This is a genomic window from Streptomyces sp. NPDC019890, from assembly GCF_044903445.1.
Lineage (GTDB): Bacteria > Actinomycetota > Actinomycetes > Streptomycetales > Streptomycetaceae > Streptomyces.
This window is the reverse complement of sequence record NZ_JBJDQK010000001.1, coordinates 875,163-900,898: the sequence shown is the minus strand read 5'-3', so window position 1 is coordinate 900,898 and position 25,736 is coordinate 875,163. Positions and strand designations below refer to the sequence as shown.

General features: G+C 70.0%; 31 protein-coding genes. 6 read left to right on the top strand and 25 right to left on the bottom strand.

Annotated elements, in window-relative coordinates:
* Window positions 1–98: 98 nt before the first annotated feature.
* The 18 genes from ACI2LP_RS04055 to ACI2LP_RS03970 all read right to left on the bottom strand — a co-directional run bounded on the left by ACI2LP_RS04055 (window position 99) and on the right by ACI2LP_RS03970 (window position 13,567).
* Window positions 99–602 carry a hypothetical protein gene (locus ACI2LP_RS04055; RefSeq protein WP_404722962.1) on the bottom strand — a complete coding sequence of 168 codons (504 nt, stop codon included), beginning with the start codon at window positions 600–602 and terminating at the stop codon, window positions 99–101.
* A 187-nt stretch (window positions 603–789) separates the two neighbouring features.
* On the bottom strand, window positions 790–1,086 hold the full coding sequence (locus tag ACI2LP_RS04050) for an XF1762 family protein (protein WP_404722961.1): 297 nt from the start codon (window positions 1,084–1,086) through the stop codon (window positions 790–792).
* Window positions 1,083–2,876, bottom strand: a complete 1,794-nt coding sequence (locus tag ACI2LP_RS04045; protein WP_404722960.1) for a type IV secretory system conjugative DNA transfer family protein — start codon at window positions 2,874–2,876, stop codon at window positions 1,083–1,085. The genes ACI2LP_RS04050 and ACI2LP_RS04045 overlap by 4 nt, the downstream gene beginning before the upstream one ends.
* A 32-nt stretch (window positions 2,877–2,908) precedes the next feature.
* Window positions 2,909–3,673 carry a DUF317 domain-containing protein gene (locus tag ACI2LP_RS04040; protein WP_404722959.1) on the bottom strand — a complete coding sequence of 255 codons (765 nt, stop codon included), beginning with the start codon at window positions 3,671–3,673 and terminating at the stop codon, window positions 2,909–2,911.
* 5 nt (window positions 3,674–3,678) lie between these two features.
* A complete protein-coding gene (locus ACI2LP_RS04035; RefSeq protein ID WP_404722958.1) occupies window positions 3,679–4,272 on the bottom strand; it encodes a hypothetical protein in 594 nt (197 codons plus the stop codon).
* A 26-nt stretch (window positions 4,273–4,298) separates the two neighbouring features.
* Window positions 4,299–5,126, bottom strand: coding sequence for a DUF317 domain-containing protein (locus tag ACI2LP_RS04030; RefSeq protein WP_404722957.1), 828 nt, complete (start codon window positions 5,124–5,126; stop codon window positions 4,299–4,301).
* On the bottom strand, window positions 5,123–5,482 hold the full coding sequence (locus tag ACI2LP_RS04025; protein ID WP_404722956.1) for a hypothetical protein: 360 nt from the start codon (window positions 5,480–5,482) through the stop codon (window positions 5,123–5,125). Before ACI2LP_RS04025 ends, ACI2LP_RS04030 begins: the two co-directional genes overlap by 4 nt.
* 57 nt (window positions 5,483–5,539) lie before the next feature.
* Complete coding sequence (locus tag ACI2LP_RS04020; RefSeq protein ID WP_404722955.1) at window positions 5,540–6,352, bottom strand: DUF317 domain-containing protein; 813 nt, start codon at window positions 6,350–6,352, stop codon at window positions 5,540–5,542.
* Window positions 6,349–6,741, bottom strand: a complete 393-nt coding sequence (locus ACI2LP_RS04015) for a hypothetical protein (RefSeq protein ID WP_404722954.1) — start codon at window positions 6,739–6,741, stop codon at window positions 6,349–6,351. Before ACI2LP_RS04015 ends, ACI2LP_RS04020 begins: the two co-directional genes overlap by 4 nt.
* Window positions 6,742–7,038: 297 nt before the next feature.
* A complete protein-coding gene (locus ACI2LP_RS04010; RefSeq protein WP_404722953.1) occupies window positions 7,039–7,455 on the bottom strand; it encodes a hypothetical protein in 417 nt (138 codons plus the stop codon).
* A 28-nt stretch (window positions 7,456–7,483) separates the two neighbouring features.
* Window positions 7,484–8,158, bottom strand: coding sequence for a hypothetical protein (locus ACI2LP_RS04005; RefSeq protein ID WP_404722952.1), 675 nt, complete (start codon window positions 8,156–8,158; stop codon window positions 7,484–7,486).
* Window positions 8,155–8,781 (bottom strand): hypothetical protein, encoded by a 627-nt coding sequence (locus tag ACI2LP_RS04000; protein ID WP_404722951.1) that lies wholly within the window; start codon window positions 8,779–8,781, stop codon window positions 8,155–8,157. Before ACI2LP_RS04000 ends, ACI2LP_RS04005 begins: the two co-directional genes overlap by 4 nt.
* A gap of 162 nt (window positions 8,782–8,943) precedes the next feature.
* Window positions 8,944–9,627 (bottom strand): hypothetical protein, encoded by a 684-nt coding sequence (locus tag ACI2LP_RS03995; RefSeq protein ID WP_404722950.1) that lies wholly within the window; start codon window positions 9,625–9,627, stop codon window positions 8,944–8,946.
* A 357-nt stretch (window positions 9,628–9,984) separates the two neighbouring features.
* Entirely contained in the window at window positions 9,985–10,407 is a 423-nt protein-coding gene (locus ACI2LP_RS03990; RefSeq protein ID WP_404723054.1) for a hypothetical protein, read from the bottom strand.
* A 109-nt stretch (window positions 10,408–10,516) separates the two neighbouring features.
* A complete protein-coding gene (locus ACI2LP_RS03985) occupies window positions 10,517–11,014 on the bottom strand; it encodes a hypothetical protein (protein WP_404722949.1) in 498 nt (165 codons plus the stop codon).
* Window positions 10,968–11,402, bottom strand: coding sequence for a hypothetical protein (locus tag ACI2LP_RS03980; protein ID WP_404722948.1), 435 nt, complete (start codon window positions 11,400–11,402; stop codon window positions 10,968–10,970). Before ACI2LP_RS03980 ends, ACI2LP_RS03985 begins: the two co-directional genes overlap by 47 nt.
* Before the next feature lie 168 nt (window positions 11,403–11,570).
* Complete coding sequence (locus ACI2LP_RS03975) at window positions 11,571–12,836, bottom strand: MFS transporter (RefSeq protein ID WP_404722947.1); 1,266 nt, start codon at window positions 12,834–12,836, stop codon at window positions 11,571–11,573.
* Between the two features lie 59 nt (window positions 12,837–12,895).
* A complete protein-coding gene (locus ACI2LP_RS03970; protein ID WP_404722946.1) occupies window positions 12,896–13,567 on the bottom strand; it encodes a hypothetical protein in 672 nt (223 codons plus the stop codon).
* On the opposite strand from ACI2LP_RS03970, the gene ACI2LP_RS03965 reads away from it, so the two are divergent.
* Window positions 13,561–13,944, top strand: a complete 384-nt coding sequence (locus ACI2LP_RS03965; RefSeq protein ID WP_404722945.1) for a hypothetical protein — start codon at window positions 13,561–13,563, stop codon at window positions 13,942–13,944. The genes ACI2LP_RS03970 and ACI2LP_RS03965 overlap by 7 nt on opposite strands.
* A gap of 71 nt (window positions 13,945–14,015) precedes the next feature.
* Here the strand turns inward: ACI2LP_RS03965 and ACI2LP_RS03960 are convergent, their stop codons facing one another.
* From ACI2LP_RS03960 to ACI2LP_RS03950, 3 genes are all read right to left on the bottom strand, one after another.
* On the bottom strand, window positions 14,016–14,216 hold the full coding sequence (locus ACI2LP_RS03960; protein ID WP_404722944.1) for a hypothetical protein: 201 nt from the start codon (window positions 14,214–14,216) through the stop codon (window positions 14,016–14,018).
* Window positions 14,217–14,365: 149 nt separating this feature from the next.
* Complete coding sequence (locus ACI2LP_RS03955) at window positions 14,366–15,091, bottom strand: hypothetical protein (protein WP_404722943.1); 726 nt, start codon at window positions 15,089–15,091, stop codon at window positions 14,366–14,368.
* Window positions 15,092–15,124: 33 nt separating this feature from the next.
* Entirely contained in the window at window positions 15,125–15,325 is a 201-nt protein-coding gene (locus ACI2LP_RS03950; RefSeq protein ID WP_404722942.1) for a hypothetical protein, read from the bottom strand.
* A gap of 281 nt (window positions 15,326–15,606) precedes the next feature.
* Between ACI2LP_RS03950 and ACI2LP_RS03945 the strand changes: the two genes are divergently transcribed.
* From ACI2LP_RS03945 to ACI2LP_RS03925, 5 genes are all read left to right on the top strand, one after another.
* The gene (locus ACI2LP_RS03945; RefSeq protein WP_404722941.1) at window positions 15,607–15,795 is read left to right on the top strand and encodes a hypothetical protein; all 189 of its coding nucleotides are present in this window, start codon (window positions 15,607–15,609) and stop codon (window positions 15,793–15,795) included.
* A gap of 115 nt (window positions 15,796–15,910) precedes the next feature.
* Complete coding sequence (locus ACI2LP_RS03940) at window positions 15,911–17,797, top strand: P-loop NTPase fold protein (RefSeq protein WP_404722940.1); 1,887 nt, start codon at window positions 15,911–15,913, stop codon at window positions 17,795–17,797.
* Entirely contained in the window at window positions 17,797–18,576 is a 780-nt protein-coding gene (locus tag ACI2LP_RS03935) for a hypothetical protein (RefSeq protein WP_404722939.1), read from the top strand. The genes ACI2LP_RS03940 and ACI2LP_RS03935 overlap by 1 nt, the downstream gene beginning before the upstream one ends.
* Complete coding sequence (locus ACI2LP_RS03930) at window positions 18,576–19,871, top strand: hypothetical protein (protein WP_404722938.1); 1,296 nt, start codon at window positions 18,576–18,578, stop codon at window positions 19,869–19,871. The genes ACI2LP_RS03935 and ACI2LP_RS03930 overlap by 1 nt, the downstream gene beginning before the upstream one ends.
* Window positions 19,868–20,635, top strand: coding sequence for a TatD family hydrolase (locus ACI2LP_RS03925; RefSeq protein WP_404722937.1), 768 nt, complete (start codon window positions 19,868–19,870; stop codon window positions 20,633–20,635). The genes ACI2LP_RS03930 and ACI2LP_RS03925 overlap by 4 nt, the downstream gene beginning before the upstream one ends.
* Before the next feature lie 947 nt (window positions 20,636–21,582).
* Here the strand turns inward: ACI2LP_RS03925 and ACI2LP_RS03920 are convergent.
* The 4 genes from ACI2LP_RS03920 to ACI2LP_RS03905 all read right to left on the bottom strand — a co-directional run bounded on the left by ACI2LP_RS03920 (window position 21,583) and on the right by ACI2LP_RS03905 (window position 25,736).
* Entirely contained in the window at window positions 21,583–23,097 is a 1,515-nt protein-coding gene (locus ACI2LP_RS03920; protein ID WP_404722936.1) for an ATP-binding protein, read from the bottom strand.
* A 31-nt stretch (window positions 23,098–23,128) separates the two neighbouring features.
* Entirely contained in the window at window positions 23,129–23,593 is a 465-nt protein-coding gene (locus ACI2LP_RS03915) for a DUF6238 family protein (RefSeq protein ID WP_404722935.1), read from the bottom strand.
* Between the two features lie 92 nt (window positions 23,594–23,685).
* Window positions 23,686–24,273 (bottom strand): hypothetical protein, encoded by a 588-nt coding sequence (locus ACI2LP_RS03910; protein ID WP_404722934.1) that lies wholly within the window; start codon window positions 24,271–24,273, stop codon window positions 23,686–23,688.
* Entirely contained in the window at window positions 24,270–25,736 is a 1,467-nt protein-coding gene (locus tag ACI2LP_RS03905; RefSeq protein WP_404722933.1) for an SCO6880 family protein, read from the bottom strand. Before ACI2LP_RS03905 ends, ACI2LP_RS03910 begins: the two co-directional genes overlap by 4 nt.

Genomic DNA, 25,736 nt, shown 5'->3' with positions numbered 1-25,736 from the left:
ACGACGAAGGTGTGCCCGTCGTCGGTCGAGCCGACGAAGACGTCGTGGTGGTCGGTGAAAGCCAGGAGGAACTCCGGGGTGTGGGCGGGCGGTTCTGTTCAGCGCGGGCGGCGAGGAGAGTGCTCAGCCGGCGAGGTCGGCTGCGGCGGCGATGTGACTGGGGTGGGCCTCGGCGCGTAGACGGCGACGCGGGTTTCGGCGAGAGGGTGCTGAGCCACGTGCAGGTGGGTGTGCATCGCGCTGTGGAGTTCGATCCGGTCCAGGGCAGCGGCCATGCTGCGGTGCTCGGTGGGCTGGGTGAGCGCGGCGAGGCGCACGAGGGCCTGGGTGTAGCGAGCGAGGGCCTGGCCGAGGGGGACCGCGGCTACGGTCAGAGCTTCGACCGGTCGCCATGGGAGGCGCGGGTCCTTGTGTGCCTGCTCGGCGTAGTGGAGTGCGTCGCCGCTGAGACGGGTGACGAGGTGGCTGATCAGGCCGATGTGCCGGGTGGCGGTGAGAAAGCCGCCCGGGCCGGGGTCGACCTGGTGGGCATGGACGTCCCTGATCACCGTGTCGATGACGTCGTGCGGGGTCAGTTTGTCCAGGTCGTGCGGTTCGTACAAGGCCGGTGTTCTTTCACGAGGGGGATGGGGTGTCAGGGGGCCTGCCACAGGGTGCGGGCGATGTGGCTGGTGCCGTGGTCGGCTCGTGGCCGGGATGGGCTGTGCCAGCCGGGACGGGGAGGGCGCTGGGCGAGAACGCGCCAGCCTGCTCCGCTCAGGGAGGCGCTCTCCCCGTCCTGGGTGTAGCTCAGCCGCCGGTAGCCGACTGCTGCGCCGCGCGCCATGCCGCCCCGTCCAACATGGAGTTGGCGTTGCTGACACCGTCGCTGGGGGTGCGCGTGACTTCGAGGGTGGCTCCGTCGTCGAGGTGCAGGGCGACAGGCTGGCCGACGATGGCCACCGCCCGCAGCACGCCCGACTCGTCGGCGGCGCCGACGGCGAAGGTCCGCCCGGCGGGCGGCGGAGGGTGCCGGCGCCAGGTGCGGACAAACTCTTTCGCCTCCCGCGAGCGCACCGGCACCAGATGCAGGCGCGACTCGCTCACGCCGCCTTCCCGAAGTCGGACTGGCGAGGCGCTGCCTTGGCGACGGCCCGCTTGGTGATGCCGTCGGAGGCTCGCTTGGAGGCGGCTGAGAGTTCGTCGGCGCCGGGCTCGAGGTACCAGGGGCGAAGGTCGAGCATCGCGGCGCGCATACCGGTGGCGAAGCAGAGCGCGGTGCCCTTGGGCAGGGCGCGGATGGCGTCGGCGGCGAGAATCCGTTCCTGTCGCATCGACACCGAGGTGGACTTCCCCGATTCGGACGCGGAGGTCGACTTCGTCTCCACGTCGTGGTCGCCGATCAGCCTGCTGAGTTTGTCGGCGAAGTCGGGGTCGTCGATGCCGGATCCGATGACCTTGATCGTGGAGGCGGACCACATGGCGTCCATGCCGGCGTCGCCCCAGACCTTCTGGCCCTGGCGGTAGGACTGCAGGATGGTGATCGGGATGATGCCGCGCGATCCGAGGTGGGAGTACAGGTCGGGCAGGTCGCTGATCTTGCAGACGTTGGCGGCCTCGTCGAGGATCGCCAGCATGGGCGGGTCGAGACGTCCGCCGGTGCGCTCGGCTTGGGCGGTCGCGGCCCGCATCACGGAGTCCGCGCATGCCGCGATCAGGGCGGACGCGCCGCCTCCGCCGTCCTTCGACAGCAAGTACAAGGTGTCCTTGCTGGTGACGAACTCGGACGGCTTGAACTCGCGGATGCCCTTCTGCTGAGTGACCCAGGCGGAAGTCTCGCTGTTCAGGAGTGCGGCGGCGTACTGCCTCGCTGTCTCGTAGATGCCGTCGCGGGTCTCGGGCGGGCCTTCCACTGTGCCCTTGAGCTGGGCGGCGACGGCTGCGAAGCCGTGATCACGGAGGATGTCGAGGGGGCCGCGGTCGGCGGGGAAAGCCAGCCACTGCATGACGTCGGTGATTGGCCTGTTGTCCAGGGCGGCGGCGAGGAATAGCTGGGACAGGATGTTGGATCCGGCCTTGGACCAGAAGTCGCCCTGTTGCGAGGCGTCCACGGACGCGGCGAGGAAGTGGCCGGCCAGCCTGCCGGCACCGTCGAGGGTCTTGGCATCGGCGAGCGGATTCCACCACATCTCGCGCGAGGCATGGGCGATCTGCTGCGGATCCATGCTCCACGTCCGCCCGGCCTGCTGCCGGGCGCCGAGGGTCGCGGTGTAGGCATCGCCCGCCGCCTTGTTCGAGGTGAGCAGCACGGGGCCGGGTGCGTTGAGGATGGACGGGATCGCAAGGCTCGTCGTCTTGCCGGACCGCGGGGCCATGATCGCGACGGCGACGTCCTCGTACCCCATGCGGACCTCGTGGCGGGTGCCCTGGAGGTTGCCGAGGAGGATGCCGGTGTCGTTGGCCTCGATGGTCTTGGCGTCCTTCAGGCTCGGCCGCAGGGACCTGGCCTTGGCGGTGATGTCCTTGGAGAGCAGAGGCCCGATGTCCTTCTGCTTCGCCATTCCGGCGACCCGCTTCTTCCGGCCGCCGCTTCCGTTCTTGTGCCGCGACCAGAACAAGGCGCCGAGCAGGGCGAGCGCGATCAGCAGGGCGATCGGCACTATGCGTGCACCGATCAGCAGGGACGTTTCTCCGCTGCCGGGCCACAGGAGTTCGGGGTGGAGGAGGGCGTCGGCCGGCTGGTAGGGGGCCCAGGGGGCGGAGTTGGTGAGCCAGGCGGTGGCGTTTCCGCCGAGCCAGGTGAGGTTGGACAGGGGCAGGGCGATGGCGATGGCGCCGAGCAGGACGCGGAAGGCTATGTCGTAGCCGTCGTTGGACGTGGAGGGGGACTCGGACAAGAGGGCGGTTCCAGGGGGGATGTGCGGGGCGGTTAGCGCGTGCGACGGGGCGGGGGTCTGTGCGGGGGCCGTGGTCCAGGCGTCGGGGTCCTGGTGTGCCGGGCGGTGAGGTCCTTGACGCGGTTCTCCAGCGCGAAGGCGACGGCGTGGGCGGGCAGTTGGTGGGTGCTGGCACGGATATGGCGGCGGCTGAAGGTGGGAAGCTGGAGGGGATCTCGGGCAAGAGGGGCCTCGTCGGCGAGCGCGCGGGTGAAGCCGGTGATCAGGTGGCGTGGGGTGTTGCCGTCGAGGTACGCCTCCCAGATCAGGCCCTCGGGGTCTTCGCTGACGGCGACCGTGGCGTACCAGCTGTTGGAGCCGCCTTCGGTGAAGTGCTCGACGTGGGCGTATCCGTCGGGCGAGTTGTGGCCGTCGTGGTCGCGGGCGTCATTCCACCCTGCCTGCCGCAGGGGTTCATTCGGATCGGGAGCGTGGCCAGGATCCGCGTGGGGCGCGGTGAGGGCGTCGGTGAATCCGGCGATGATCTCCACCGGCGTGCGGGCGCCGAAGCTCACCGACCAGGCCGGCTGACTGCCGGTGCGGGCGTGTTGGAGAGTCCACCAGGGTCGGTCCGGTTCGGGGTCGATGCGCAGTAGGGCCTGCTGGTCGGGGCTCGACAGGTGCACTCGCGGCATCAGCGGGTCGTGTCCGAAACTCCAGCCGCAGGCGCGGTGGAGCGGGATGGTGATCCAGGCGGGGTCGCCGCCGCCGGCGAGGTAGCGGGGCGAGACCAGGGTCTGTTCGATCTCGTCGTGCATGCGCGTCACCGCCTGGCCGTGGACGGCTTGGCGGCCTGGGCAGGCGCCGCCGGAGCTTGCACCGGGGTGATGGCCAGCACGCGTGGCGGGCTGTGCTGGGCGGCGGCGTGGATGTCGAGGACGGCCTGGCCGTGGCTGGACCATTCGTCGAGGTAGTGCCAGGCTTCGGCATACCGCTCGGCGAGCGGCTCGTCGTACTCCTCGGTGCCCGGCTTGGCGGACGGAGGCAGTGAATCGCGGACGTTGAGCCAGTCCCGCTGCAGGGCGGAAAGCTCGACCAGGGCGGTGTCCAGGGTGGCGAGCTGCCAGGCCCACCGGGACTGGATGGTGCGGGCTGGCAGTTGCTGCAGCTGGACCTCGGCGGTGGCGAGCAGGTCCTTGGCGAAGGACCGGACCCGGTTGAAGGACCGCCAGGCGTCGGCGTCACGCCGGCTCGCGCGCAGCCCGTAGGAGCGGGCGTCATGGGGCCAGCCGTCGAGGTCGGTGTGCTCGTCGGAGTAGGCGTCCCAGTTGACGAGGATCTTGTCGCTCTCACGGATGAAGGTGGCGAGCGCCTTCAGGCGAAGCTCGTGGATTTCGTTCGGGGGTGGGGTGGTCACGGATGGGTCTTTCGGGAGTGGCGTCGTCACCGACTGCGTGCCGCAGGCGTGGCGACGGGCCGGGCGGGGGCCGGGGAGGCGTGAGCGGAGAGCTTCTGGCGCCGGCGGGCGGTACGGGCCCGAGCCCGTACCGCGTCGAGGCGGCTGATGTGGGCTGCGACGACCTGCTCGCCCGTGAGCGTGCTGCGTTCCTGGGTCACGCTGTGGTGACCGGTCCGGTCGTACATGCCGCGCTGGACCGGCTCCGGGCCGGCGAGCGCCGCGGCGAACCCGGTCAGCAGGTGCGCGGGGATGGTGTCGCGCAGCCAGGCGTGCCAGATCGGCAGTTCGTACGCCTCGGTGCCACTGGCCTCCGCACGCCAGATGCAAGAGCCGTCGCCTTCGCCGTACCGGACGCGCTGCACGCGAAGGTGCTGGTCGGGTGACAGGGCCTGGCCGGTGCCGTCCTCGTGCAGGATGCACGTCCAGCCCGCCGCTGCCAAAACTGGCCATACGCCGGGTACGGAGTCCGGGGCGGGGGACGTGAGGGCGTCAGTCAGCCCGGCCAAGATCTCGGCGGGGACAAGTTCGCCGAACTCCGCACACCACCCCGGCCCATCAATTGGTTCGCTGGTCAGCCGCCACCAGGCGGACGTAGAGGACTGGGGGTCGAGCTGGAGGCGCACCTGGTAGTCGGGGCTCGTGAGGCGGACCGTCGGTGAAGCGGGGTCGGAGTGGTTCGTCCAGCCAGCGGCGGACAGGGCGTGGGTGACGTGCCGTGCGTCGCCGGGACCGGCGAGGTATCGCGGGCTGGTGTCGAACTGCATCTTGTACCGGTGGTCGTCGGCGAAGGCGGCCAGCTGCCGCTCCGTCACGGGCACGGCGTACCGGGGGCACGGTTCGGTGTCCGCTCCAGGTGACGGAGGGTCCAGTGCAGGACGTGCAGCTCCTGGAGGATGGTGGCGGCTTCGAGGTACTCGCTGATGAGGCCCCGCACTTCGTCGCTCCAAGGCACGTGCGCTCCCTGGGCCAGGAGGCGGGAAACGGCGCGCAGGGCATCGGCCAGCCGCACGGGCACGCCGTCGTCCTCGTCCACGAGGGGCGTAAGAAGCGGCAGTACCTCGGGCAGGGAGGGGCCGGTGCGCAGGTACGCGGTGAGCTGGGCGAGGGTGTGGGCGGCCTGTCGGATGTGCTCGGGGGTGAGACCGTCGTCGAGGGTGGGTTCGGGCATGAACGTCCTTGCGGAGAGGGGTGGGGGCGAAGAGACGGGGCGGGGCGCCGGGTTACGTCAGCGGCGCTGCCGTGCGCCGCCGGCCGTGGCGTACGGACTCGCGGTGGGGCCGTACTTGCGGGGCCGGGTACTGGCCCACGAGTTGCGGGCCCAGGTGGCGGCGCGGGCGGCGGTGATGCGGGCCTGTTGCCAGGCGCTGAGTTCTGCGGGCAGCACGGATACGGAGGTGGTGCGGATCCGGTCGCTGGGTGGGACGTGCCCGCGCGGTCGCATGACCGGCTGAGGGTCGGCCAGGGCGGTGGTGAACGCCTGGACGAGGTGCATGGGGGTGGTGGGGGTGAAAATCGCGTCCCAGGTCCGGCCGTGTTCGGTGCGGGCGCCGGCCCACCAGTGGGCCTCGCCGGGCTCGGACTGGTGGAACTGCATGAACGCGCCCTTGTCCGGGCTGGTGGCGGTGAAGTGCTGCCCGCGTTCGGTTTCCCAGCCCTGGGCTTGTAGGGGTGCCCACGCGTCCGGGGCGTGCGCGGAGCGGGGCCGGGTGAGGGCGTCGGTGAAACCGGCGACGATCTCGACGGGGACCTGTGGGGTGAGGGTCGCGTGCCAGGCGGGCTGGTTGCCGGTGGAATGTCCGCGGATCGCCCACCCCCCAGGCGGGGTGAAGGGGTCGTAGCCGATGCGGACGGAGCGGTCGGGGCTGTCGAAGAGGAGGGGGCCGCCGGGCTTGGAGAGGTCCTTCCAGCCGGAGGCCCGCAGGAACTCGGTCACGTGGCGCAGGTCACCGCCGCCGGCGAGGTGGCGGGGTTCAACGAGGTAGTGCTGCTGGACCTGTTGGTGCGCGGGTCCCCAGCCGGTCCCTTGCTGCTTCTTCATCGGCGCCGCCGGGCAACCAGGGACGAGACAACCGGCGTTGGCGTCATGGTGATGCTGCTGGCCGATGGCGTCTGGGCGATCTGCCGGAAGTCGTCGGCGTACTCGTCGAGGTTCACGCACAGATGGCTCAGGTCGTTCGCGGCGCGGCCGAGGGCGAGCCATACCTCCGGCGGGAACGTCCCCCTCTCGGTGTGGTCCTTGGCGAAGTGGGAGCCGGTAGCCACCAGGGTCGTCAGCCGGCCGAGGATGCCCTCCTCGGCGTCGAGGACCTGCCCAAGGATCTGGGCGGCCTGCCGCGGCGGAGCCTGCGCGAGGTGTTCGCTCAGCTGGTCGATCTGGCGGGAGATATCGCGGGCGAGGCGTACAGGGTAGGGGGTCGTGTTGGTCATGGTCCTCCCGGACAAGGAAGTGGGGGCGGCCGGAGGGTGAGGGGCGTCAGTGACGGAGGTCGCGGCGGCGGGATTCGTCGAGGGCCGCGTACGGGCCGGTGGCGAGCGGTGTGGTCCGCTCGGTGCTGCCGACAGCGCAGGCGCGCAGGTAGCGGCGGAAGAGGAAGACGGCCAGGCGGGGCCGGCGGGCGGCGTTGATCGGGGGCGGGGTGCGGTCGGGTTCGGGGATTGCGGGTGCTCCAGAGGGCGTGCGGTGGGGCGCGGCCCCGGCTCGAGCGGGGCTGGGGCGGCGCGGGGTCAGGCGCTGCGGCGGGGGCGTGCGGCGCGGGTGGCAGGAGCCGGGGTGGCCGTCCGGCGGGGAGCCGTAGTGGCTGCGGCGGCGCGTTGGGCGCGGATCTCGTCGGCGGCTTCGCTGTAGGCGGCTGCGTCGAACAGGTCGTCGGGGATGTTGACGACGTATCCGGCCACGAGCAGCGAGGGGATGGCGCGGCTGGCGAGCTTCTTCTTCTCATCCTCGGTGAGCTGCTCGGGGACCTCGTGCCAGACGTACCCCGGTCCGGCGGTTGTCACGGTCTTGCGTTCCAGGCCGAGGCTGTCGAGGAGGGCGAGGAGCTTTTCGGGGGCGCCGGTGGGGGTGTCGGCGTGGATGGTGGTGGTCAGCGCTTTGCGGTAGATCTCGACGTCACTGCCGTAGTCGTCGGCGCGGTTTCCCACGTAAGGGTGCTCCTGGGGGTGTTCGGGCTCATCGCCTCCGCGGAGACGACGGCGCGGTGGGCTGCTGTGGTGGGGCTGCCGGCGCTCGGTCCGGTGCGGTCTTCGCCACCGGGGGCGCCTTGGCCGCCTGGTCGCGTATCTGCTGAATCTGCCAGGAGTGGTTGGACAGGCTGCTGGTGGTGTTCATCAGCCGTTCCGCGAGAGCGGATTCCCGCCCGGCGTCGTCGAGGCGCCGTGTCCAGGGCGCCCAGGTGGAGATCAGGGTCTGCACCAGGCGGGGGAGCAGTCCGTCGTGGGGTGCGGCGATCTCGGTCAGCACCGCCGCGACGTCGCGGCCGTCGGCAGCTTGGCGGGCGCGCTCGGCGAGCTGATTGAGGTAGCGGTGGGACGCTTGCCGGTCGCCGCCGGGGGCGCCGAGGGCGTTGAGCGAGGGGTCGAGGTGGACGCTGAACCCGGCCAGGAGCAGCGCGTGGGCTGCGGCGGTGGCGCCTTCTCGCTGTTGGTCGACGGGCAGGGCGTGCGGCTGGCGGTGGTAGGGGCCGCGGGGCCCGGGGGCGGAGACGAAGCCCCCGGTGGTCTGCAGAATCCCGGCCGCCCGATCGTCGCCGCCGATGGCGACGACGAGCTGGCTGCGCGGATCCCGGGTGATGGTGATGTAGTCCAGGACGAGGAACCGCGGCTCCTCGTCGTTGACAGCGCTCACCGGGTGCGGGCGGCCGGCCTGCTGTGCGTCGGCGCAGGCGGGGTTGCTGCCGTGGTCTCCAGTGCGGGCCGGGCTGGCGGATGGCGCATGATGACGCCGATGCCGTGCTGGGCCAGCTGGGCGCCGGCCTTCCGTACACAGCGGGCCTGGTGGGCGGTGTCGTCTCCGGACAGGACGAACGCCAGCTCCTGCGGATCCCAGGCGAAGCCGTTGTCGTGCAGGGCCTTGGCCGCTTCCTGGCTTTCGGTCTTCGCGGCCAGGAGTCCCTCGCCGAACCAGGTCATGACGACGCGCTCTGGCGCGGGGGCCAGTGTCGGCGGGGGCGGTGCGGGGTGGTCGGCGTTGTGCTGGACCTGGGCGACGGCCTTGTCGTACCGGGGCAGCAGATCGACCATGACGTGGTCCGACGCGCGGAAAGGATCGTCGGGAACGGCGATGCCGTCCGGCTCCCGCACGCCGCGGAAGGCTTCCGGATCGAAGCCGGGCGGGGCCAAGGCGCCGACGAGGTACTCGTCGCCGTGGTGAGGCCGGCTGATCACGTACAGGCGGGCGCCGTCGTCGCGGGTCAGCACGGCGTCGTGCTCCAGGACCACTTCTGCGATGGCGCTGGAGAGCATGTTCATGTCCCAGACGTCCTCGGCGATGGGGAACTGGTCGGGATATTCGGCGTGCCGGCGCTCGTCCAGTAACCCGGCAGTTCGTCGGCGAGGGCGGTGGCGAACGATTCGAGGTCGCGGGTGTCTCTCAGGTCGGGCATGTTCTCCTCGGTGCAGGGGGTTTGGGGCTCAGCGCCGGCGACCGGCCGCCGCTGGGACAGCGGGGGCGGTGGCGACACGGGGCGGGGGCGGGCAGGCGCAGACGGCGGACGCCTCGTGTTCCTCGGGCGAGACTTCGCCGCTGCACGCGGTGCGTCGCGGATGTGGTTCATGCCGGTCGGCGAGTTCGTTGCGGGTGTACCGGAGGTCGGAGGCGATGACGCCGAGTCGTTCGGCGCCGAGGTAGCGCAGCCGTTTGGCGGCGTAGGGGTCGGCGCTCTGGCCGAGGTCCTGGTAGAAGTCGGCGGTCGCGGTGAGGACTTCGCCGAGGGCGGTGAGGATGCCGTTGTGGGCGGCGGTCAGCTCCGTGAGGGCCTCGGCGACGTCGGCTTCGCGGATGCGGGTGGCGATGTGCGCGACCTGGGCGCCGAGGGGGAGGTAGTGCGGTTCGCGCAGGTCGGTGGCGAAGTCGTCGTCGCAGTCGACGTGGTAGCCGACGGTGCGAAGGCGGGAGACGGCGCGGGTGGCGAGCCGGGCTTCCTCGGCGGGATCGAGGCCGGTGGGCAAGCGGTGGTAGTGCTCGTGGAGGCGGGCGATGAGGACGAATCCGGCGCGCTGAAGGATGCTGTGCGCCTCGGGGTCACCTCCGCGGGCGAGGACTTCGCCGGAGTGCTCGTCGCGCCGCAGGGTCACGATGCGGTCGGCAAGGGCCAAGAAGCATTCCTTCTGGGAGTCGGTCAGCGGGAGCGGCGCGGGGGAACGGCAGCCGGATTGGCTGGCATTCGGGCTGTGGCCGGGGTGCTTTGGGCGGCGCCGTGCAGGGTGGCGTCGTCGTGCGGCGGTCGTCCTGGGGGCTGGCGGCGAACGGGTGTTCCCAGTTCGGGTCGTCCAGGTGCTCCGCCCACTGGGCCGACGTCCAGCACTTCTGCTCGTCGTCGAGGTAGTGGTCCAGGCGCGACCAGTACGCGACGACTGTGTGGTCTGTCAGCCCTTCCCGTTCGGTGACGGGGCGGCCGAGGGCCTCGGCGAGCGCATCGGTGGACGAGATGCCCCGGCCGTGCACGTAGGTGATCACCGGTTGGGCCGGGCGTCGGCTATGTGCACCAGCTGGTTCAGGTGCGTCAGCGAGTACCAGCCGCAGTCGGTCACTTCGGTGGCGTCGGCGAACTTGGGCAGCAGGTAGTCCTCCAGGGCGCGCAGGTAGATGAGGCAGTCGGGGCAGCGGCGGGAGAGGTGGACGAGGTAGCGGGCGTGGCCGGTGACATAGGTGCGCTCGCCCCCGTTGGGGTCGCGCAGCCGCCAGCCGTCCTCGTTGGTCGGGGTGTGCCAGGAAGGGGTGACGACCGTCATGGCGTCGCCCCACAGCTCCTCGCCGGCCACGCCCTTGAGGATCACGACCTGGTCGCCGGGCCGGAAGTGCGCGTGGGTGATGTCCCGGTCGGGGGTCAGGATGTCGACGGGGACGTACGGAGGGCGGGAGACGGCGTCGGGCACAGCGATGAGTCCTTCCAGGAACGGCGCGGGGTGGCGGTGGGGTGGATTCAATGGTCTGGACGATCCCCGGTTTCGCTAACCGGGGATCGTCGGGTAGAAGCCGCCCGCATTACCGGAACGGGTTCTCCGTCCCGCGGTCGTCGTCGGTGGCTGCGTCGAGGAGTTCGGGCAGGTCAGTGTCCTCGGCGTCCCTCTGGTCGATCCACCACCCGGCCCGGGTGACGGTGCGGATCTTCTCCTCCAGCTCGGCCCAGTCAGCCTCGTCCCAGCTGCCTTGGACGGTGAGAGCGGTGTAGGCGGCGGTCACCAACTGGTGGCGGGAACGCTCGCCCCAGTCCAGGGCCCGCTCGGGGCCTTCGAGCGGCGGCATCTCGAACTGCTGCGCCCAGTCCTTCGCGGCCTGCTGCTCCTCGGCGCGCTTGGCAGCGAGCCATTCCTCCTTGCTGGCGCTGTCGCCGTCGCGGGCGGCCTTCCAGCAGTCGGTGCAGTCCTTGGCGGCGAGCCAGCGGGCGAAGCCGGCACGCTTGTCTGCCGGACGGTTCGACAGGTCGTGCGTCACTTCATGTCCACAGGTGTGGGCAACGTTCCAGGCCGTGCGGACAGCCATATATGGGTCTCCTCATGTCGGGGGCGGGGGTGTTGCCGAACGCGTTCGGCTCGGTGGGGGCGTGTGCCGTCGGCGGCAGGGGTGTCAGGGCGCAGGGCGCTGCTGCGTGCTGTGCGGCGAACTGCTCGGCGGCGCGCAGGAACAGGTCCTCCTGCCGACGGGCTGGCCATCGGGAGGCGGCGGCGATCACGTCGTCGATGCGGGGGTCCAGGGTGCCGGCGGAGTTAAGGCCAGTGACGAGGGCGAGGCGTACCTCGGCGTCCACCCAGGCCCAGTGCTCTAGCCCGGGAACTGGGGTGGCGTAGTCACCACCGGGTGATGCGGCCAGCCGGTGCAGGTAGTCGCCGCCGTCGGCCAGGATCGCGGCCGGGATGTCGTCGGCGGCCATAAAGCATCCGTGTTCCAACAGGGTGTGGACGGTGCAGCGCAGCAGCGTAAGGGCGTCGCGGTCGCGTGAGGTGCAGATCGCGCAGTCCTCGATGTAGAGGTCTCACGCGGGTTGGTCGGAAGGGGCATGGGAAGAGCCGCCCCTCGGAGTGGTGGGGGCGTGTGGGGTTCAGGTGCGTGCGGCGTGGACTGGCGTGCGCCTGTGCCGGTCGCGGCGCACCGGGGCTTGGGCGGCGGCCAGTCGGGGGCGGGCGAGGGCCAGGACGGTGAGGGCGGCGGCAGCGCCTGCGGCGGGCAGCGCGGGTCCGGCCAGCGAGAGCGCGGCAAGGGCGCCAGCGAGGGCGGTGCCGCCGGACTGGCCGACGCCGATGGACAGGATCAGCCAGGCGTACGCCTCGGTGGTGCGGGTGGCGGGGGCGAGGGTGTCTGTGGCCATGAAGCCGCAGGTGACGATCAGGGTGAGGAACAGGCCGGGCACCGCGACCGCGGCCGTTGCCGCATACGGTCCGGGCAGGGCGAGCAGCGGCAGCCATCCGGCAAGGAAACCGAGGGCGCTGCACAGGAGTTGGCTGGTGTTCGAGCCGGGCCAGGTGCGGCGTCCGTAGATCAGGCCGCCGAGGAAGCTGCCGGTGGAGAACGTGGCGGGCAGCAATCCGGACAGCAGGTCCATCTCGTGCTCGTCGGCCATGGTGACCGCCCACACGTTCATGCCGCCGATCGCGAAGCCGACGCCGGCGAGCGCCACGAAGAGTAGGACGAGCCCGGCGCTCAGTAGACGGCCGGTCGCATCCCCGGGGTCGGCGGGTGCGGGCCGCCAGGTACGGGAGGTCGGCGTGGTGAGGACCACGACGGTGCCGAAGAGCCCGAGCGTGGCGGTCACGACGATCGCGGTGGCGGGGCCGTGGGCAGAGGCGAGGGCGGCCACGAGCAGAGGGCCGGCGATGTAGAGCAGGCCCTGCGTGCCGGTGTCGAGGGCGAGGGCGACCCGCCGCTGGCCTGGGTCGGGGAGAACGGAAGCCCACAGGGCCCGTAGTCCTGCTTCCAGCGGCGGGGTGCACAGTCCGGCCAGAGCGACGACGGCTGTCGGGACGGACGGATGCCCGGCCGTGCCGACCGCCGGAAGCAGCAGCAGGCTGCCGGAGTTGAGGGCCACCGCCGGGCCGGATACCAGGGTCTGGCCGTAGCGGTCCATCAGGCGGCCCTTGACCGGCTGGGAGAGCGCGGAGGCCAGTGCGTACAGGGCGCTCAGCAGTCCGCCGAACGCGAGCGAACCGCCGCCGGCCGTGATCAGCAGGACGATGGCGACGGGCGCCATGCCATTGGGCAGGCGTCCGACGAGGGTGCCGCCGAGGAGGCGGGCGACATGGCGGCTGCCCAGTACCGCGCCGTAGGTGGTGCGCGGCGCCGGTAGCGGCGGGTGATCGGTCAGGGGCAACAGAGCATGGGCTTTCCGTCAGGGGGTGTACGTGGTGGTCGTCGCCGGGCCGGGTCGGTCTACCGGCGGTGCGCGGGCGCCGCAGCGGGCGGTGCGGTCGCGGGCGGTGTGGTGGTCAGGGCCGGCTGCGACGGGGCGGGCAGGAACCGGGGGCGGCGGGTCCGGTGCGGCGGCAGAACGCCGGCATCGGCTGACAATTCCTCGGCTGCCGCGTGCAGTTCGCGGGACAGGACGCGGAGCTGTTGGGCGATCACACCGAGCCGAACGGCTGCGTGCTGCCCTGCCCGGGTCTCCAGCGCGTCCGCGAACTCCGCGGCCGTGTCGACGAGTTCGGTCATGCGGGTCAGGTGGCTGGGTGCGTGGCCGGTGTCGTCGGCCGCGGTCCACGGGGCCTCGGAGACGTCCCCGCTGTGCCGCGCCCCGACGACGTCCCGGACCAGTTCCTGCACAGAGACCTCCGCGGCGGGGACGCGGAGGCGGTAGTGGGCGGCATCCGGGCGCAGCACGCCGGGCGGTACCGCGGGCGGAGATGCCTGCCCGGCCACGTACTCGTTGTCGTACCGTCCGAGCACCTGCATCTGAGGGCTGTCCAGGTCGCCGGCGAGCGCGAGGACGGTCGCGTCCTCGTCGTCGAAATGCTCGGGCGGTCCACTCCAACTGCTCGTCGGTGCACAGTCCCGGTGCCGGGGCGGGGAGACGGTGCTGGTCGGCCAGGTCGCGCACGATGTCACTGCGCTCAGCCCAGGTCGTCAGATACGGCCACAAGGCGACGTCCTGGGCGCGGGCGGCCTCACTGTCCGGCTCGGCCGGCGCGGCGTCGAGGATGCGGTGGATCTGGGTGGCCGCGTGGCCGAGGTCGTCCAGCAGTGCCTGCCATCCGGTGTGGTGGCGGGCGGGCGGCATCGCGTCCAGCGCGGTCCGCGCGTGGGAGAGCAGGGCTTCGGTGTGCGGCAGCAGGTACGTCTGGAACGCCTGGGCGGCTTCCCGGTTGCGCTCGGCGCACGCCGTGTCGGCTGCCTCCGTGTCGGCGATGGTGCCGTGGCGGTTGCGCAGCGCGTCGAGCGCGGTCTCGCAGCGAAGGTGGATGACCGAGAAGCGCAGCGCGTAGGCGCGGACATGGTTGATGAGGGTGCACAATGTGGGCGTGGTGGTGTTGGGGATGAGCCCTCCTGGGGCAGGTCAGCGGCGGGGGCGACGGCCGGCATCGGGAGGCGCGGGCTGGGCGGTCATCGCTGCTTTGGTACGGCGCGGTGCCGATGCGGGCGGGGAGCTGCTGCCCGGTGCCGGGCGCAGGCTCGGGTCGAGTTGGACCTGGTAGCGGGCGGCGGTGAGCATGTCGGCGGCCCAGCTGGCGTGTTCGTTCTCCCAGGTGGTGCCCATGTCGAACGGCAGCCGTATCCACGAGCCGCGCAGGGTGGGCCAGGTTTCGCATCCGGCGCGGGCCAGGATGCTGGCGGCGAAGGCGTCGAGAGGGCCTTCGACCTCGACCTCGCCGCCTCGCCCGCGGGTGATGCGGATCGGCTCGGTGCTCAGGCTCGCCTGCCCCGCCCGTGCCCGGCAGATTGCGTGGCGCCGACCGTGGGTGCGTAGGTCGGCCGGGGCGGGATCGGTCGGGTGCCGGGCGACGTGGTGAGGGCGGGGCCGCGCTGCGGTGAGCGTGCGGTGGCGGCCTGGGCGATCCGGCTGCGGCGCTCCATCAGCCCGTTGCGCACGGCGGGTTGAGGAGGGCTCTGGGTGAGCGCGGGGTCGAGGGAGTAGTCGGCCTGCACGCTGTAGCCGTGTGTGCGCAGGTCGTGGACGGCCTGGCGGGTGCGCCGCTGGCCGTCCTCGTGGGGGTTGGTGAGCCGGTACAGGCCCGGGGTGCCGGGGACTTGCTCGAACTGCTCGCGGGTCAGGTACCAGTCGGCCAGGTGTGCGGGCATGTTCGCGGTGGTGGTGGCGACGAAGCCGTGGTCGGGGTGGGTGCCGAAGTGGAAGTGCTCGGACAGAGGTGAATCCTTATCTGTGAGGGTCAGCGGCGGGCGGGCGTCGCACTGGGTGGTGCTGGTAGGCCTGGGGGAGGGCGGCGAGGCCCGGTCGCGTGGGGTCAGGGCGGGACGGGCGTCGGGTGCGGCGGCGCGGGCTTGGCGGACGAGTGCGTCGCTGTCGGCCAGCCAGGTCTCGATTGCCGGTCGCACCTGGGTGTCGCGCCGCGTCTTCGCCTCGGTGTAGGTCTCGCCCGGCGGCGATGCGGGGGTCTGTCGCAGGCCCTCCAACCGGGTGTTCCAGCCGGTGAGGACCGAGGCACCCTACTCCAGGGCATCCCGCAGCCGGTCGAGCGCGGCGGCGTCCTCGGGCCAGGCGGTGTCGGCGGGGCGGCACTGTTCCAGCAGGGCAGGCCCGTGGGTGAGGACGTCGCGGAACTCGTACCAGGCGTGGTCGGCGAAGTGCCTTCCAGCCCGGGGAGGCGCTGGGGTCCAGGGGCGTGCCGTCGCTGTAGCGGCCGGCATCCTTGGTCACCTGCCAGGTCCCGTGCTCCTGCCGGAACAAACGACTCACGGCGCGAGTACGCCAACTGGAGACACGCCTGTCCGAGAACCTCGGCGACTCACGGTGGAACACGAACTCGCTGGCACAGCCAACGAGCTGGAGGAGCGAACCGAGGAACTCGAAGCAGCCCGGGCAGCCAATCGCGAAATGACCCGCGCCCTGAACGTCGGACGAACGAACTGATATCTGAGCTGAGCTTCGCGGGCGGCTCGGGGATGCGGCTGACCGAGGCGCATCTCTGTTGACGATCGAAGTGCCGAGGCTGCGACTGGGAGGCACGGGCTACTACATGGGGCGGCTGACGAAGAGGGTGACGAAGTCCAGGCAAGCCTGCACCTATCACCTGGTACCGCCCAAGGTCGGCGAGGTGGAGGGCTACATGGAGTTGCTGCGGGCCCGGCAAAATGACGAGGGGTCTAGAGGTTGGTGAACTGTCGTCCGGTGTTGCTGTGCATGTCGTAACTTGTCGTAATGAGCGCAAGTGGCGGGTTCGTATGAGCTATTCAGTTGGCGGGTCCCAGGATGCCCGGGGCCGGGAGACGGGTATGACCGCAGTCCAGCGTTCCGGCCTGTGGTCGGATGATCCATCAGGTGTGGATCTGCTGTCGTTCGACGCTGTCGCCCAGACGGTCGCCGACGCGCTGCTCGATGAGGCGCTCGATCCGGTAGCCCTTGGACTGTCTGGGAGTTGGGGCAGCGGTAAGACGACCGTGCTCGGCTTGGTTGCCCAAGAACTCGACCGCCGTGCGGCGGACAAGCAGAAGGTGCTGGTGATCCAGACTGACCCGTGGCGTTACGACCCCTCGACGGGCGCCAAGGAGAGCCTTATCGCGGAGGTCCTGGACGCGCTTGCCGCTGAGGTCGACCGTTCGGAGACCAAGACCGACAAAGCAAAGAACCTCCTGGTCCGGCTCGGCAAGCGTATTGACTGGGCCAAGGCGATCAAGCTGGCTGCCACCTCGTCGCTGACCTTGCAGATCCCCGACTTCGACAAGCTCGTTGAGCTGGTGAAGCCCAAGGAGGACGACGCGGAGTCGGTGCGTGGTCTGGAAGAATTCCGAGACGAGTTCGCGGCACTAATCGCCTCCGACGATCTCAAGCACATCAGGGCGGTCGCCGTCTTGGTGGACGATCTTGACCGTTGCTTGCCGGAGACGGTCGTGGAGAGCCTGGAAGCGATGCGCCTTTTCCTGGCTGTTCCGAAGATGTCCTTCGTGATCGCTGCCGACGAGGAGCGGGTCTCGGATGCGATCCGCACTCGGTTCAGGGACACAGGGCGGCCTGACGAGAGCGACGGCGAACGGCAGGACCCGGCCACGCTCTACCTGCACAAGATCGTGCAGACGACCATCCCGCTTCCGGCTCTAAGTCACTTCGACACCCAGGCGTACCTGCTGCTTCTTCAGTTGCAGGCAACCGCCAAGCCCGATCAGCTTGCCACGCTTATCGAACGCTGCGCGCAGATTCGCCGCGACGGCGGCAGCGTCGACAACATCGGGGAGATCGACGGGCTGGCGATGGACGACCAGCTGGCCTTCGCCGCCCGCCTAACGCCACTGCTCTACGAGAAGCTGCACGGCAACCCGCGCTATATCAAGCGTTTCCTCAACGACCTGCACGTCCGTCAGTCTGTGGCCTCGCGCCGTGGCATCAGTCTGGACGCTGCGGTGGTCGCCAAGCTCATGACCCTCGAAGCGCTGATGAAGCCCGAGTTCAAGCTGCTACTCGACTGGTTCGCCAAGGGCGAGATGCGTGACCACCTGGAACGGCTGGAGGAGGAAGCTGGGCGGCCCGCGCAAACCGACACTCAGCGGCAGGACGGGCCTGATGATGTGGCCGAATCAGGTACACAACCACGGCGCAGCGCGTCTACCCGTCGTACCCGGGCGGCCACGCCAACCGTCTCGGGTCAGTTCTCTCAGGCCATGGTGCGGTGGGCCAAGTTGGCCCCGCCGCTACGTGGGCTCGATCTGTCGCCCTACCTGACGCTGGCTGCCACCTTCGCCGGCGTCACGCTGATCGACGACAGCCTGCCCGAGCGACTTCGCGACATTGCCGCCAACCTGCTCTCGGAATCTCGCCGAGAACAGGCATCGGTAACCGATGCCGAATTGGATGAGCTGGGTGACGGCGATGCCACTGACCTGCTGCGCCATATCGGGCGGACGATGCGCGACCAACCGACCAAGCAGAAGGGCGGGGTCAATGCCATCCTGCGCATCGCCCGTCGCCGTCCTAGCGTGGCGGCCGCGGCTCGGGATGCCCTCCTGATGCTGCCGCCCAGCGAGATCACCATCGCGACACCGATGCAGTTCAAGACGGATGACTCCGCGCCAATCCGCGGTGTGCTTACCACCTGGAAAAGCAAGCTGCCGGACGGCCAGGTCAAACGGGCGGTCGACAGCGCCCTGGGCAACCAAGGGAACGTCTGATGGGCACCAGCGGCGCCTACTCCGGCAGCGGCGGCAACGACGGCAAAGCGGTTCGCGATCACATCAGCGATTACCTGGATGGCCTGTCGGGTTCGGACGGTTCAGGTTCCGATGGGCAGCGACCGCCGCTCGATCCTGCTGCACTGGGGCGCGTCATCAACCTGATCCGCCCTCGCGTGGCGAGCGGCGGTGATGGAGGCGGTCCGGGCGGAGGCGGAGGCGCCTCTGGCGGTGGGGGCGGATCGCGTAGCGGCGGCGGTCCGCAACGTACTGCCGCTGGCTCAGCTCGCACTGCCGGCCGCGCGGCGGCGGCAGCTCATGCGTACAGCACGGGTGACGCGGCAACCCTGCAACGTCTGGGCCTGGACTACAACGAGCTGCGCGGGCTCGGGGACGACATCGAAGTGGTACGCCGCATCGTTGACATGGCCTGCAGCACGCCGGACAGCACCATCGAAGACCATGAACAGCGCTTCGTGGCGGCCGAGGTGGCAGAGTGGGTGATGGAGCAGGAACGGGATGGCTACCGGCTGACTCCAGAAGAGATGGTCCGTCAGACCATCGCCGTCATCATCGCCGAGACTCTGTTGGTTGAGTCGGGCGATCAGATCAACCACCATGACCTGGCACATGTTGCTGAGAGCGACATCCGTGACGCCGCGGAAGCGATTGCCGCTCAAGCCAATCTGTCGGTCGACGGCGCGACCGAGGATGAAGTTAGCCGCGCCGTCGAGGCGGGACTAGAGACCATTCGTGGCATCCTCGGAGGAGGCAGCTGATGTCCCGGTTCACGTTGCGCCTGAGTGCAACCGACGATATCCCGGCAGATGAGGCCGCACAGTCCTTCTACTGGCTGCCGGACCAGCGTTCGACATTCACCAGAGGCTTCAGCCCCAGCCTGGCCACACTCGGCCCGGTTCCGCCCCTGAACGTTGATGTGGTTCGGGTTGCGCTGACCGCCTTTGCCGCTGACCGCTCTACGCTACGCAAAGGCCGTGGCGCGAACTGGAATCGGCGCCAGCTCGAGCTTGAGATCCCTGTTTCCGACGCGGCAGCCTGGAACGGCGTGGCGGATGAACTTGCAGGGGTGCTCGGGTTCCTCAGCGGCGACCGCTGGAGCCTGTCGTTCACTCAGCAGCCGGAACCGGCCGAGACCCAGGCGCCCGACGAGACCAGCGTCACTCCCCAGCGGATCGTCCTACTTAGCGGCGGTGCAGACTCGGCGATCGGCGGGCTGTATTCCCGCTCGTTGCTTGCTACGGACCAGCAACACGTCCTGCTGTCGCACTACAACAACACGATGTTGGCACCCATCCAGCGACATATCGCTACCGAGCTCGAACGACTCATCCCCGGCCCGCGCCAGGAACACATAGTCGTGCACCTGGGACGCCGCAGTGAGCGCATCGACGGCACGTCATATCCGTCCGAGTCAACCACCCGATCGCGGTCACTGCTCTTCCTGGCTCTCGGCCTGGCGGTGGCCTCCCTCCACCAAGTGCCTTTGTGGATCCCCGAGAACGGCTTCGCCTCGATCAATCCGCCGCTGGGCCCGGAGCGCCTCGGCAGCTTGTCGACACGCACCACGCATCCCAAGTTTCTGCAGGACCTGGCGGCTGTGCTTACCAAAGTCGGTGCCCACGCGGTCATCGAGAACCCCTTCGCGCATGTCACCAAGGGCGAGATGTACAGGCGCGTCGTGGACCTGGTCGGCACAGACGAAGCCTCCTCGTTTCTGAGTGCCACCCACTCGTGCGCGCTGACTGGGCAGCGAGCCCACGGCATTTCAGCCGACCGGGCCTGTGGCATCTGTTTCGGGTGCGTGCTGCGACGGGCATCCTTCGCCGCCGCTGAGGTCCCCGACCTCAGCGATTACATCGCGCCAAGCAGCGACCCTGCCGTGCAGAAGTGGCTGGAGAGCAAGTCGGTCGAGCAGCCGGTTCGCAACTTCATTCACCGGGGCGTGAGAACGCGCGCCCTCACCACGCTGAGCCTTCCAGACAACTACCCACTGCGCGATGCGTTTGACCTTTGCCAGCGTGGGATCCAAGAGCTACGGAGCCTCTATCAATGAGACGCCTGCCACCGATCGACATGCACGCCCACATTGATCCAGACATCTCGCCCAGCGATCTGTTGGAGCTCGGTTCGCTCATCTTCGCCGCGACTCGTTCGCTCGATGAAGCCGAGCGTGCACTCAGACGATCTGACCCATGGACTATCTGGGGTGTCGGCTGTCACCCGGGCCTCGTTGGCGTGCAGAGGGCCTTCGACGCAGCTCGATTTGCCGAGCTGATCGACCGAACGCCGTACGTCAGTGAGGTTGGCCTGGATGGCAAGTCACGTGTGCCCCTGGACACGCAGCGGGCGACCCTGGACGCGGTTTTGGCTGCGCTGCAATACAACCCCCGACTTACAAGTATCCACAGCTTCACCGCCATCGATGTCACCTTGGAGTGTCTCACGGCCCGACCCATCCACGGCGCGGTGCTTCACTGGTGGCTTGGCAACGAAGCACAAACCGAGCGAGCGGTTGAGCTTGGCTGCTATTTCTCGGTCAACGCTTCGATGTTGCGGAAGCCTGAGTTGCTGGCGAGCCTGCCGCTCGACCGAGTCCTCCCTGAGACTGATCATCCGTTCGGCGACAAGTCCAGTGGTCAGGGTCGCCGCCCTGGCAAGGTGGATGACGTCGAACGTGCACTTGCCCGAATTCATGCGCTTGATCCAGAGCGGGTCCGCAAAGAGACGTGGCGCAACTTCGCACAGCTCGTTCGCTCAACTAAATGCGGAGCCCTGCTGCCCCGACCCGTCCGGATCGGGCTTGCAGCTGCGCCGTAGGAGGGGCTTGACCTCTGATCCTGGACACACGAGACGCTAGATCTTAAGGATCTCTGGATGGACGTCTCGTTGGCGGATCAGATGGTGAGCCGGGCGCGCTCCCGTGTCCGCCAGCTCTGGTGTCAGCTCGGCGGGTCCCACCAACCTCATGAGCAGAGCCCCGGAGGGGCTCCGAATACAAATGCCACTCGATCCAGGACCACTGGATCCAGCGATGGCACCACACGTGTTGCGTAGCCTAGGCTCGAGATGACCGCCGCTGAGCTGCACCAACGCGCCCGGCCTTGCCGCAGCATCAGGGCGTAACCCCAGAGAATTGGTACGGACTTCGTTGAGCGCCAGATTGCGGGCGCATGCGGCGCCGCGGGCGCGGGGCAGTGCCAGAGCGCGGACACGGGGGTCGTTGGTGAGCGGGGCAGGCAGCAGGCCGGATTCGGCGCCGTCGATCGCGATCACTGCCTCCCACGGCACGCTCTGCCGGGCAAGGCTTGCGTGCATGGCGGTCAGGTAGTCCAGCCGGTTCTCTCGCAGCTAGGTGGCGATCACGATCGTGATCTCGGAACGGGCGTGTGGGGGCAGCGGATTCTCCAGGGGCAGGCGTTGTGGGCGGAGTTGAGGTCTGTTGGCGCGCGGACGGGCGGGCAGCAGAGGCGGGCGATCGATGCCGAGCGGGCGCAGGACGTAGCCCCAGTCGAGGCCGTGGGCGGAGCGTTCTTCGACGCTCCACCGGCCGGGTCGGTCGGCGTGCCCGGTCCGGGGGTGGTGGTTGTGTCGGGCTGCGTTCGACAGGTGGGATCTCCGGGACGGGATGTGTTCTGGGGGAGCAGGGCGGGTTTCGTGGCGAGGCGATCGGAGCGGCGGCGGCTGCCCTCGTACACCCCGTAGTCTGGGTTTGGAGGCAGCGTCGGCATGAATAACTCCCTTTCTGTGTAGGTGAGTTCACGCCCTCAGTGCATCCGGGCGTCGGTGTCGAACAGTTGCCCTTCGTGCGGGTGGAGGAGGTGCTGCACGATGAAGGATCGTCCGGCGACCTTCCACAGGCCCCTGCCGCGATTGAGGTGGGCGATGGCTTCGGCTTCCACGGAGGTCAGTCCGAGCAGGGCGGCTGCGGCTTGGAGTTGGTCGGTTTCCTGCCGGTAGACGATGCGGGTCGAGCAGTCGGCGAGGAGCCCTTCGGCCAGGGCTCGGCCTCGGGATCCGGCGTCGCCGGCGGTGAGCAGGTCGGACAGTCGGTGGATGACCATCAAGTTGGCGATGCCCAGGCCGCGGGACAGCTTCCACTGCGACTGCATGCGCTGGAGAAGGCCGGGGTGGCGCATCAGGCGCCAGGCTTCGTCGTAGACGATCCAGCGCCGGCCGCCGTTCGGGTCGGTCAACGCGGATTCCATCCAGGCGGAGGCACAGGTCATGGCCAGCACGAGGGCGGTGTCGTCGCCGGAGCCGCCGAGGCGGGACAGGTCGATGGTGAGCATCGGCGAGTTGGGGTCGAAGCTCACGGTGGAGGGGGCGTCGAACATGCCGGCCAAGTCGCCGTGGACGAGGCGGCGCATGGCGTGGGCGAGGTCCCGGGCGGCCTCCCCGAGGCGCCCGGACATGACGCCACCGGCGGTGTCGAGTGCCACTGGGCTGTTGAGGGTGGTGGCGACGTCGCCGAGGAGGGGGGTGCGTCCGGTGGCGGTGCCTTGGCTGACGACGGCGTCGAGGGCGACGTCGAGGGCGGTGTGCTCCATCGGCATCAGGTCCCGTCCGAGCACGGTACGGGCCAGGGAACCGAGCAGCAGCAGTCGGCGCTTGCGGATCTCGCCGGCCCAGTCGGCCTCCGGCACAGATGGCGGGCGCGGTGCTGCGTCCAGCGGGTTCAATTTGCCCTCCAAACCGGGACCGAGGGCGATGGAGGTGCCGCCGAGCGCGGTGGCGACCGGGGTCCACTCACCTTTGGGGTCGCAGGGCACGTAGACGCGGTAGCCGAACGCGACCGATCGCAGTGCGAAGCTCTTGGCCAGCGCGCTCTTGCCCTGCCCGATCACGCCGGCGAGCAGCACGTTGGGGTTGGTGAAGCCTTCGACCTTGCCGTACAGGGCGAAAGGGTCGAAGCAGAACGATGCCTCGGCGTGGACGTCGCGGCCGATGTAGATGCCCTCGGCGCCGAGCCCGCCTTCGGCGAGGAAGGGGTACGCGCCGGACGCGGTGGCGGTGGTCATGCGGTGGGCGGGGAGCGTGAGCTTGTTGCCGCGGGCCGAGGCGGGGCCGGGACGTCCGGCGGGCGGATAGAGGGCGAGCGGTATGTCCTCTTCGACTGGCTCGTGTCCGGCCGGGTCGGACGCTGCTTCGGCGCGGGCTTTCGCGGCGGCTTCGGCGAGCTGGCGCCGGGCGGCCTTGCGGCTGGCGCGGTCGGTGCCGTGCGGGGTGAACAGCGGTGAGGCCGAGGCGCGTCGGGCGCGGCGGTCGGGCCGGTGGGTCATCGGGGGTGCTCGTTTCGGCGGTGCTGTCCGCTCATGAGGCGTAGGTGGTGGTGTGGCCGGGGAGCGGGGTGTTGAGATCGGTGGGGGTGGTCTTGCGGCGGATGGCGTGGCTGCCGGCGAGGTGGCGCTGGCAGATCGTCAGCACTGGCGGGCCTTCCGGCAGCCGCTCGGGATGGCACTCCGCCTCGGCTTCGTGGGCCGACGGCAGGGCGTGGAATGCGTCGTGCACTTCAGCGGTGGCCTGCCACAGCCGGGTGTGCGCGGCGGCCAGGTGCCGGCCTGCTGCCGGGTGCGGCGGCTGGGTCGTTTCGGCGAGTTGGTCGAGCAGCTCGTGCAGGGCGGTGAGATGGGCGTGCAGGACGTCGAGATGGACGCGGTTCGCCGGCCGGGGAGTCGAGGTTGCGGCCGGGTTGAGGGAGCGGGTGTGGTGGCGGACGCCGGCGGTGGCGGCGCGGAGGTAGGGGTGCGCCTCGCTGGCGGGGGAGGGTGAAGTCAAAACGGGGAGTCCTTCCTGCCGGAGCGGCAGGTCAGTGAGGGCGGTCCGCCTGGTGTTGCTTGAGAGCAGGGGGCGATGGGCGGGGCCCGTGGTCAGCGGGCGCGCGGGCGTGCTGCGCAGGGCGGGCCGGACGCTGGGACAGGGGAGGTGCGCCTGCGGCCGGTGCGGTCGGCGAGGATCCGGGCCTCCTCGTGGCGCAGGTCGATGTACATGCCGGGCGCTCGGGTGCCGGGATGGCTTTGGTCGGCCACGATGTCCGCGGCGGAGAGGGGGCCGGTGTCGTCCGGTGTACGGATGTCCGCCAGCCAGCGCTTGTACGAGGGAAGTTGGGTAAGGCAGCGCTGTGCGTCGTCGAGGTCGGTGGCGTTGACGACGAACAGCCAGGGGCTCTCACCTTCCGCATGGCCGGTGCCCTTGAGGGCAATGGTGAAGGCGCGGCGGGCGGGGGTGGCGACCAGTAGCTCCAGCCGTTGGATGACGGTGTCGAGGGTCTCGCTGGCTTCGATGGCCGTCGTGTGACGGGTCTCCTCGTACTCGGCGTACTGCTCCTCGATCACGTCGCCGTCCGCAGTGCGGTGTTCGTCGAGCGCTTCCTGGTGCCGGCGGTGCATCTCGCGCAGCGGATCAAGCAGCGCCTGGATCTCGTCGATGACACCACGGCCCGCGGACTGGCCGGTCACAGGGCGGTCCGGGCAAGCGGCAGGGCGCCCAGGGTCAGGGCGTCGGGCTGCTGGAAGTTGAGGCGGCGCAGGTCGACTTGAGTGGTGACGGCGGCGGTCTCGATCTGCGCACAGGCCGCATCCAGCAGGGCGTCGGTCTCCGCGCTGACGGTGAGGAGTCCGGTTAGGGCGACGTCGGCATGTCCGGCGATCAGCTGGCGTTCGCGGACCTTGACGTCGGCGTACTCGACGGAGTCGGCCTCGGAGTCGACCACGCCGCGGCGCTGCCGTTCGTTGGCGTCGGCGATGATCGCGGCCTTCTTGCGCTGGACGTCGCGCAGTGCCGACTCGAGCCCCTGGGGGACGTATATAAGGGACAGGCTTCGCCGGACTCCGGCGGTGAACATGAGCCCGTGAAGGAAACCTGCGCTGGTTTCGGTGCGGGGCCAGTTCTCGACCCAGTAGGTGGCGTGCCGGGCGGTGTCGGTGATGACCCGGTCGTACTCCTCGACCTGCACGACCGGTCCGGCGGCGGCGGGGTCTGCTTCGGCCCGGCCGGTTTCGGACCACTGCTGCAGGCCGGAGAGGGCCTTGGGGTCGTAAGCGGTGCGGACGACAGCGGCGATCTCGCGGGCACTGAGCCAGCCGGACACCATCAGCCCGGCACTGCGGGCGGCCTGCGCGACCGACGACGTCGTCTGCTCCATCACCGTGAACGCGCCCGGGAGCCCGCCGCCGGCCTGCGAGATGAGCCGCTTGGCGGCCTTCAGGTCCAGGGAGATTGCCAGGTACGCCTCGTGCGGCGCGGCGGCCGGACCGGCGGAGGCGACCAGGTCGGCATACACCTGTCCGGCGACTGGGGTCTCGGGACGGCCCTGCTGCGTCCAGTGGCGGGCGAGGGTGTCGCCGGAGTCCGGCACGGTGCGTTCCAGGACCTGGACGGTGGCGATGTGGCCGGTGCGGGCGATGCCGGCCAGCGCCCGGCCCCAGCCGGCGACGTTGTGGTTCTGCGCGGCCGGGTCGAGGAGCGCGAACGCGCGGCTGGAGACGTGGGCGACGGCGGTCAGGGTCTGCTGATGCGGGTCGTGTACAGCGGCGGCCTGCGATCCGGCGGGCGTGACCACGCGCAGCGAGGCGGTGGTGCCGGGCAGGTGCAGCAGGCCGTCCTGGCGCGGGCGGGTGACGGGCCGGGCCAGCCACATGGTCTGTCCGGTACGGCGACGGTGGACGTAGCGGGTGACGATCGGCGCCCAGTCGATCAGCGAGCGGCCGTGGCGGCGGATGGCCACCAGCGCGGCGATGGCCGCCCACAGGGGAGTGAGGACGATGGCACCGACGAGTCCGGTGCTGACGACCGTGACCAGCAATAGCGCCAAGGCGGAGGAAACGAGGACGAGTTGGGGCAGGGACAGGCCGAGGAGGATGCCGCGCCTCGACCGGTGCGGGAATTTGACCGTGAGCGGAGTGACGGTGAGTTCAGACAA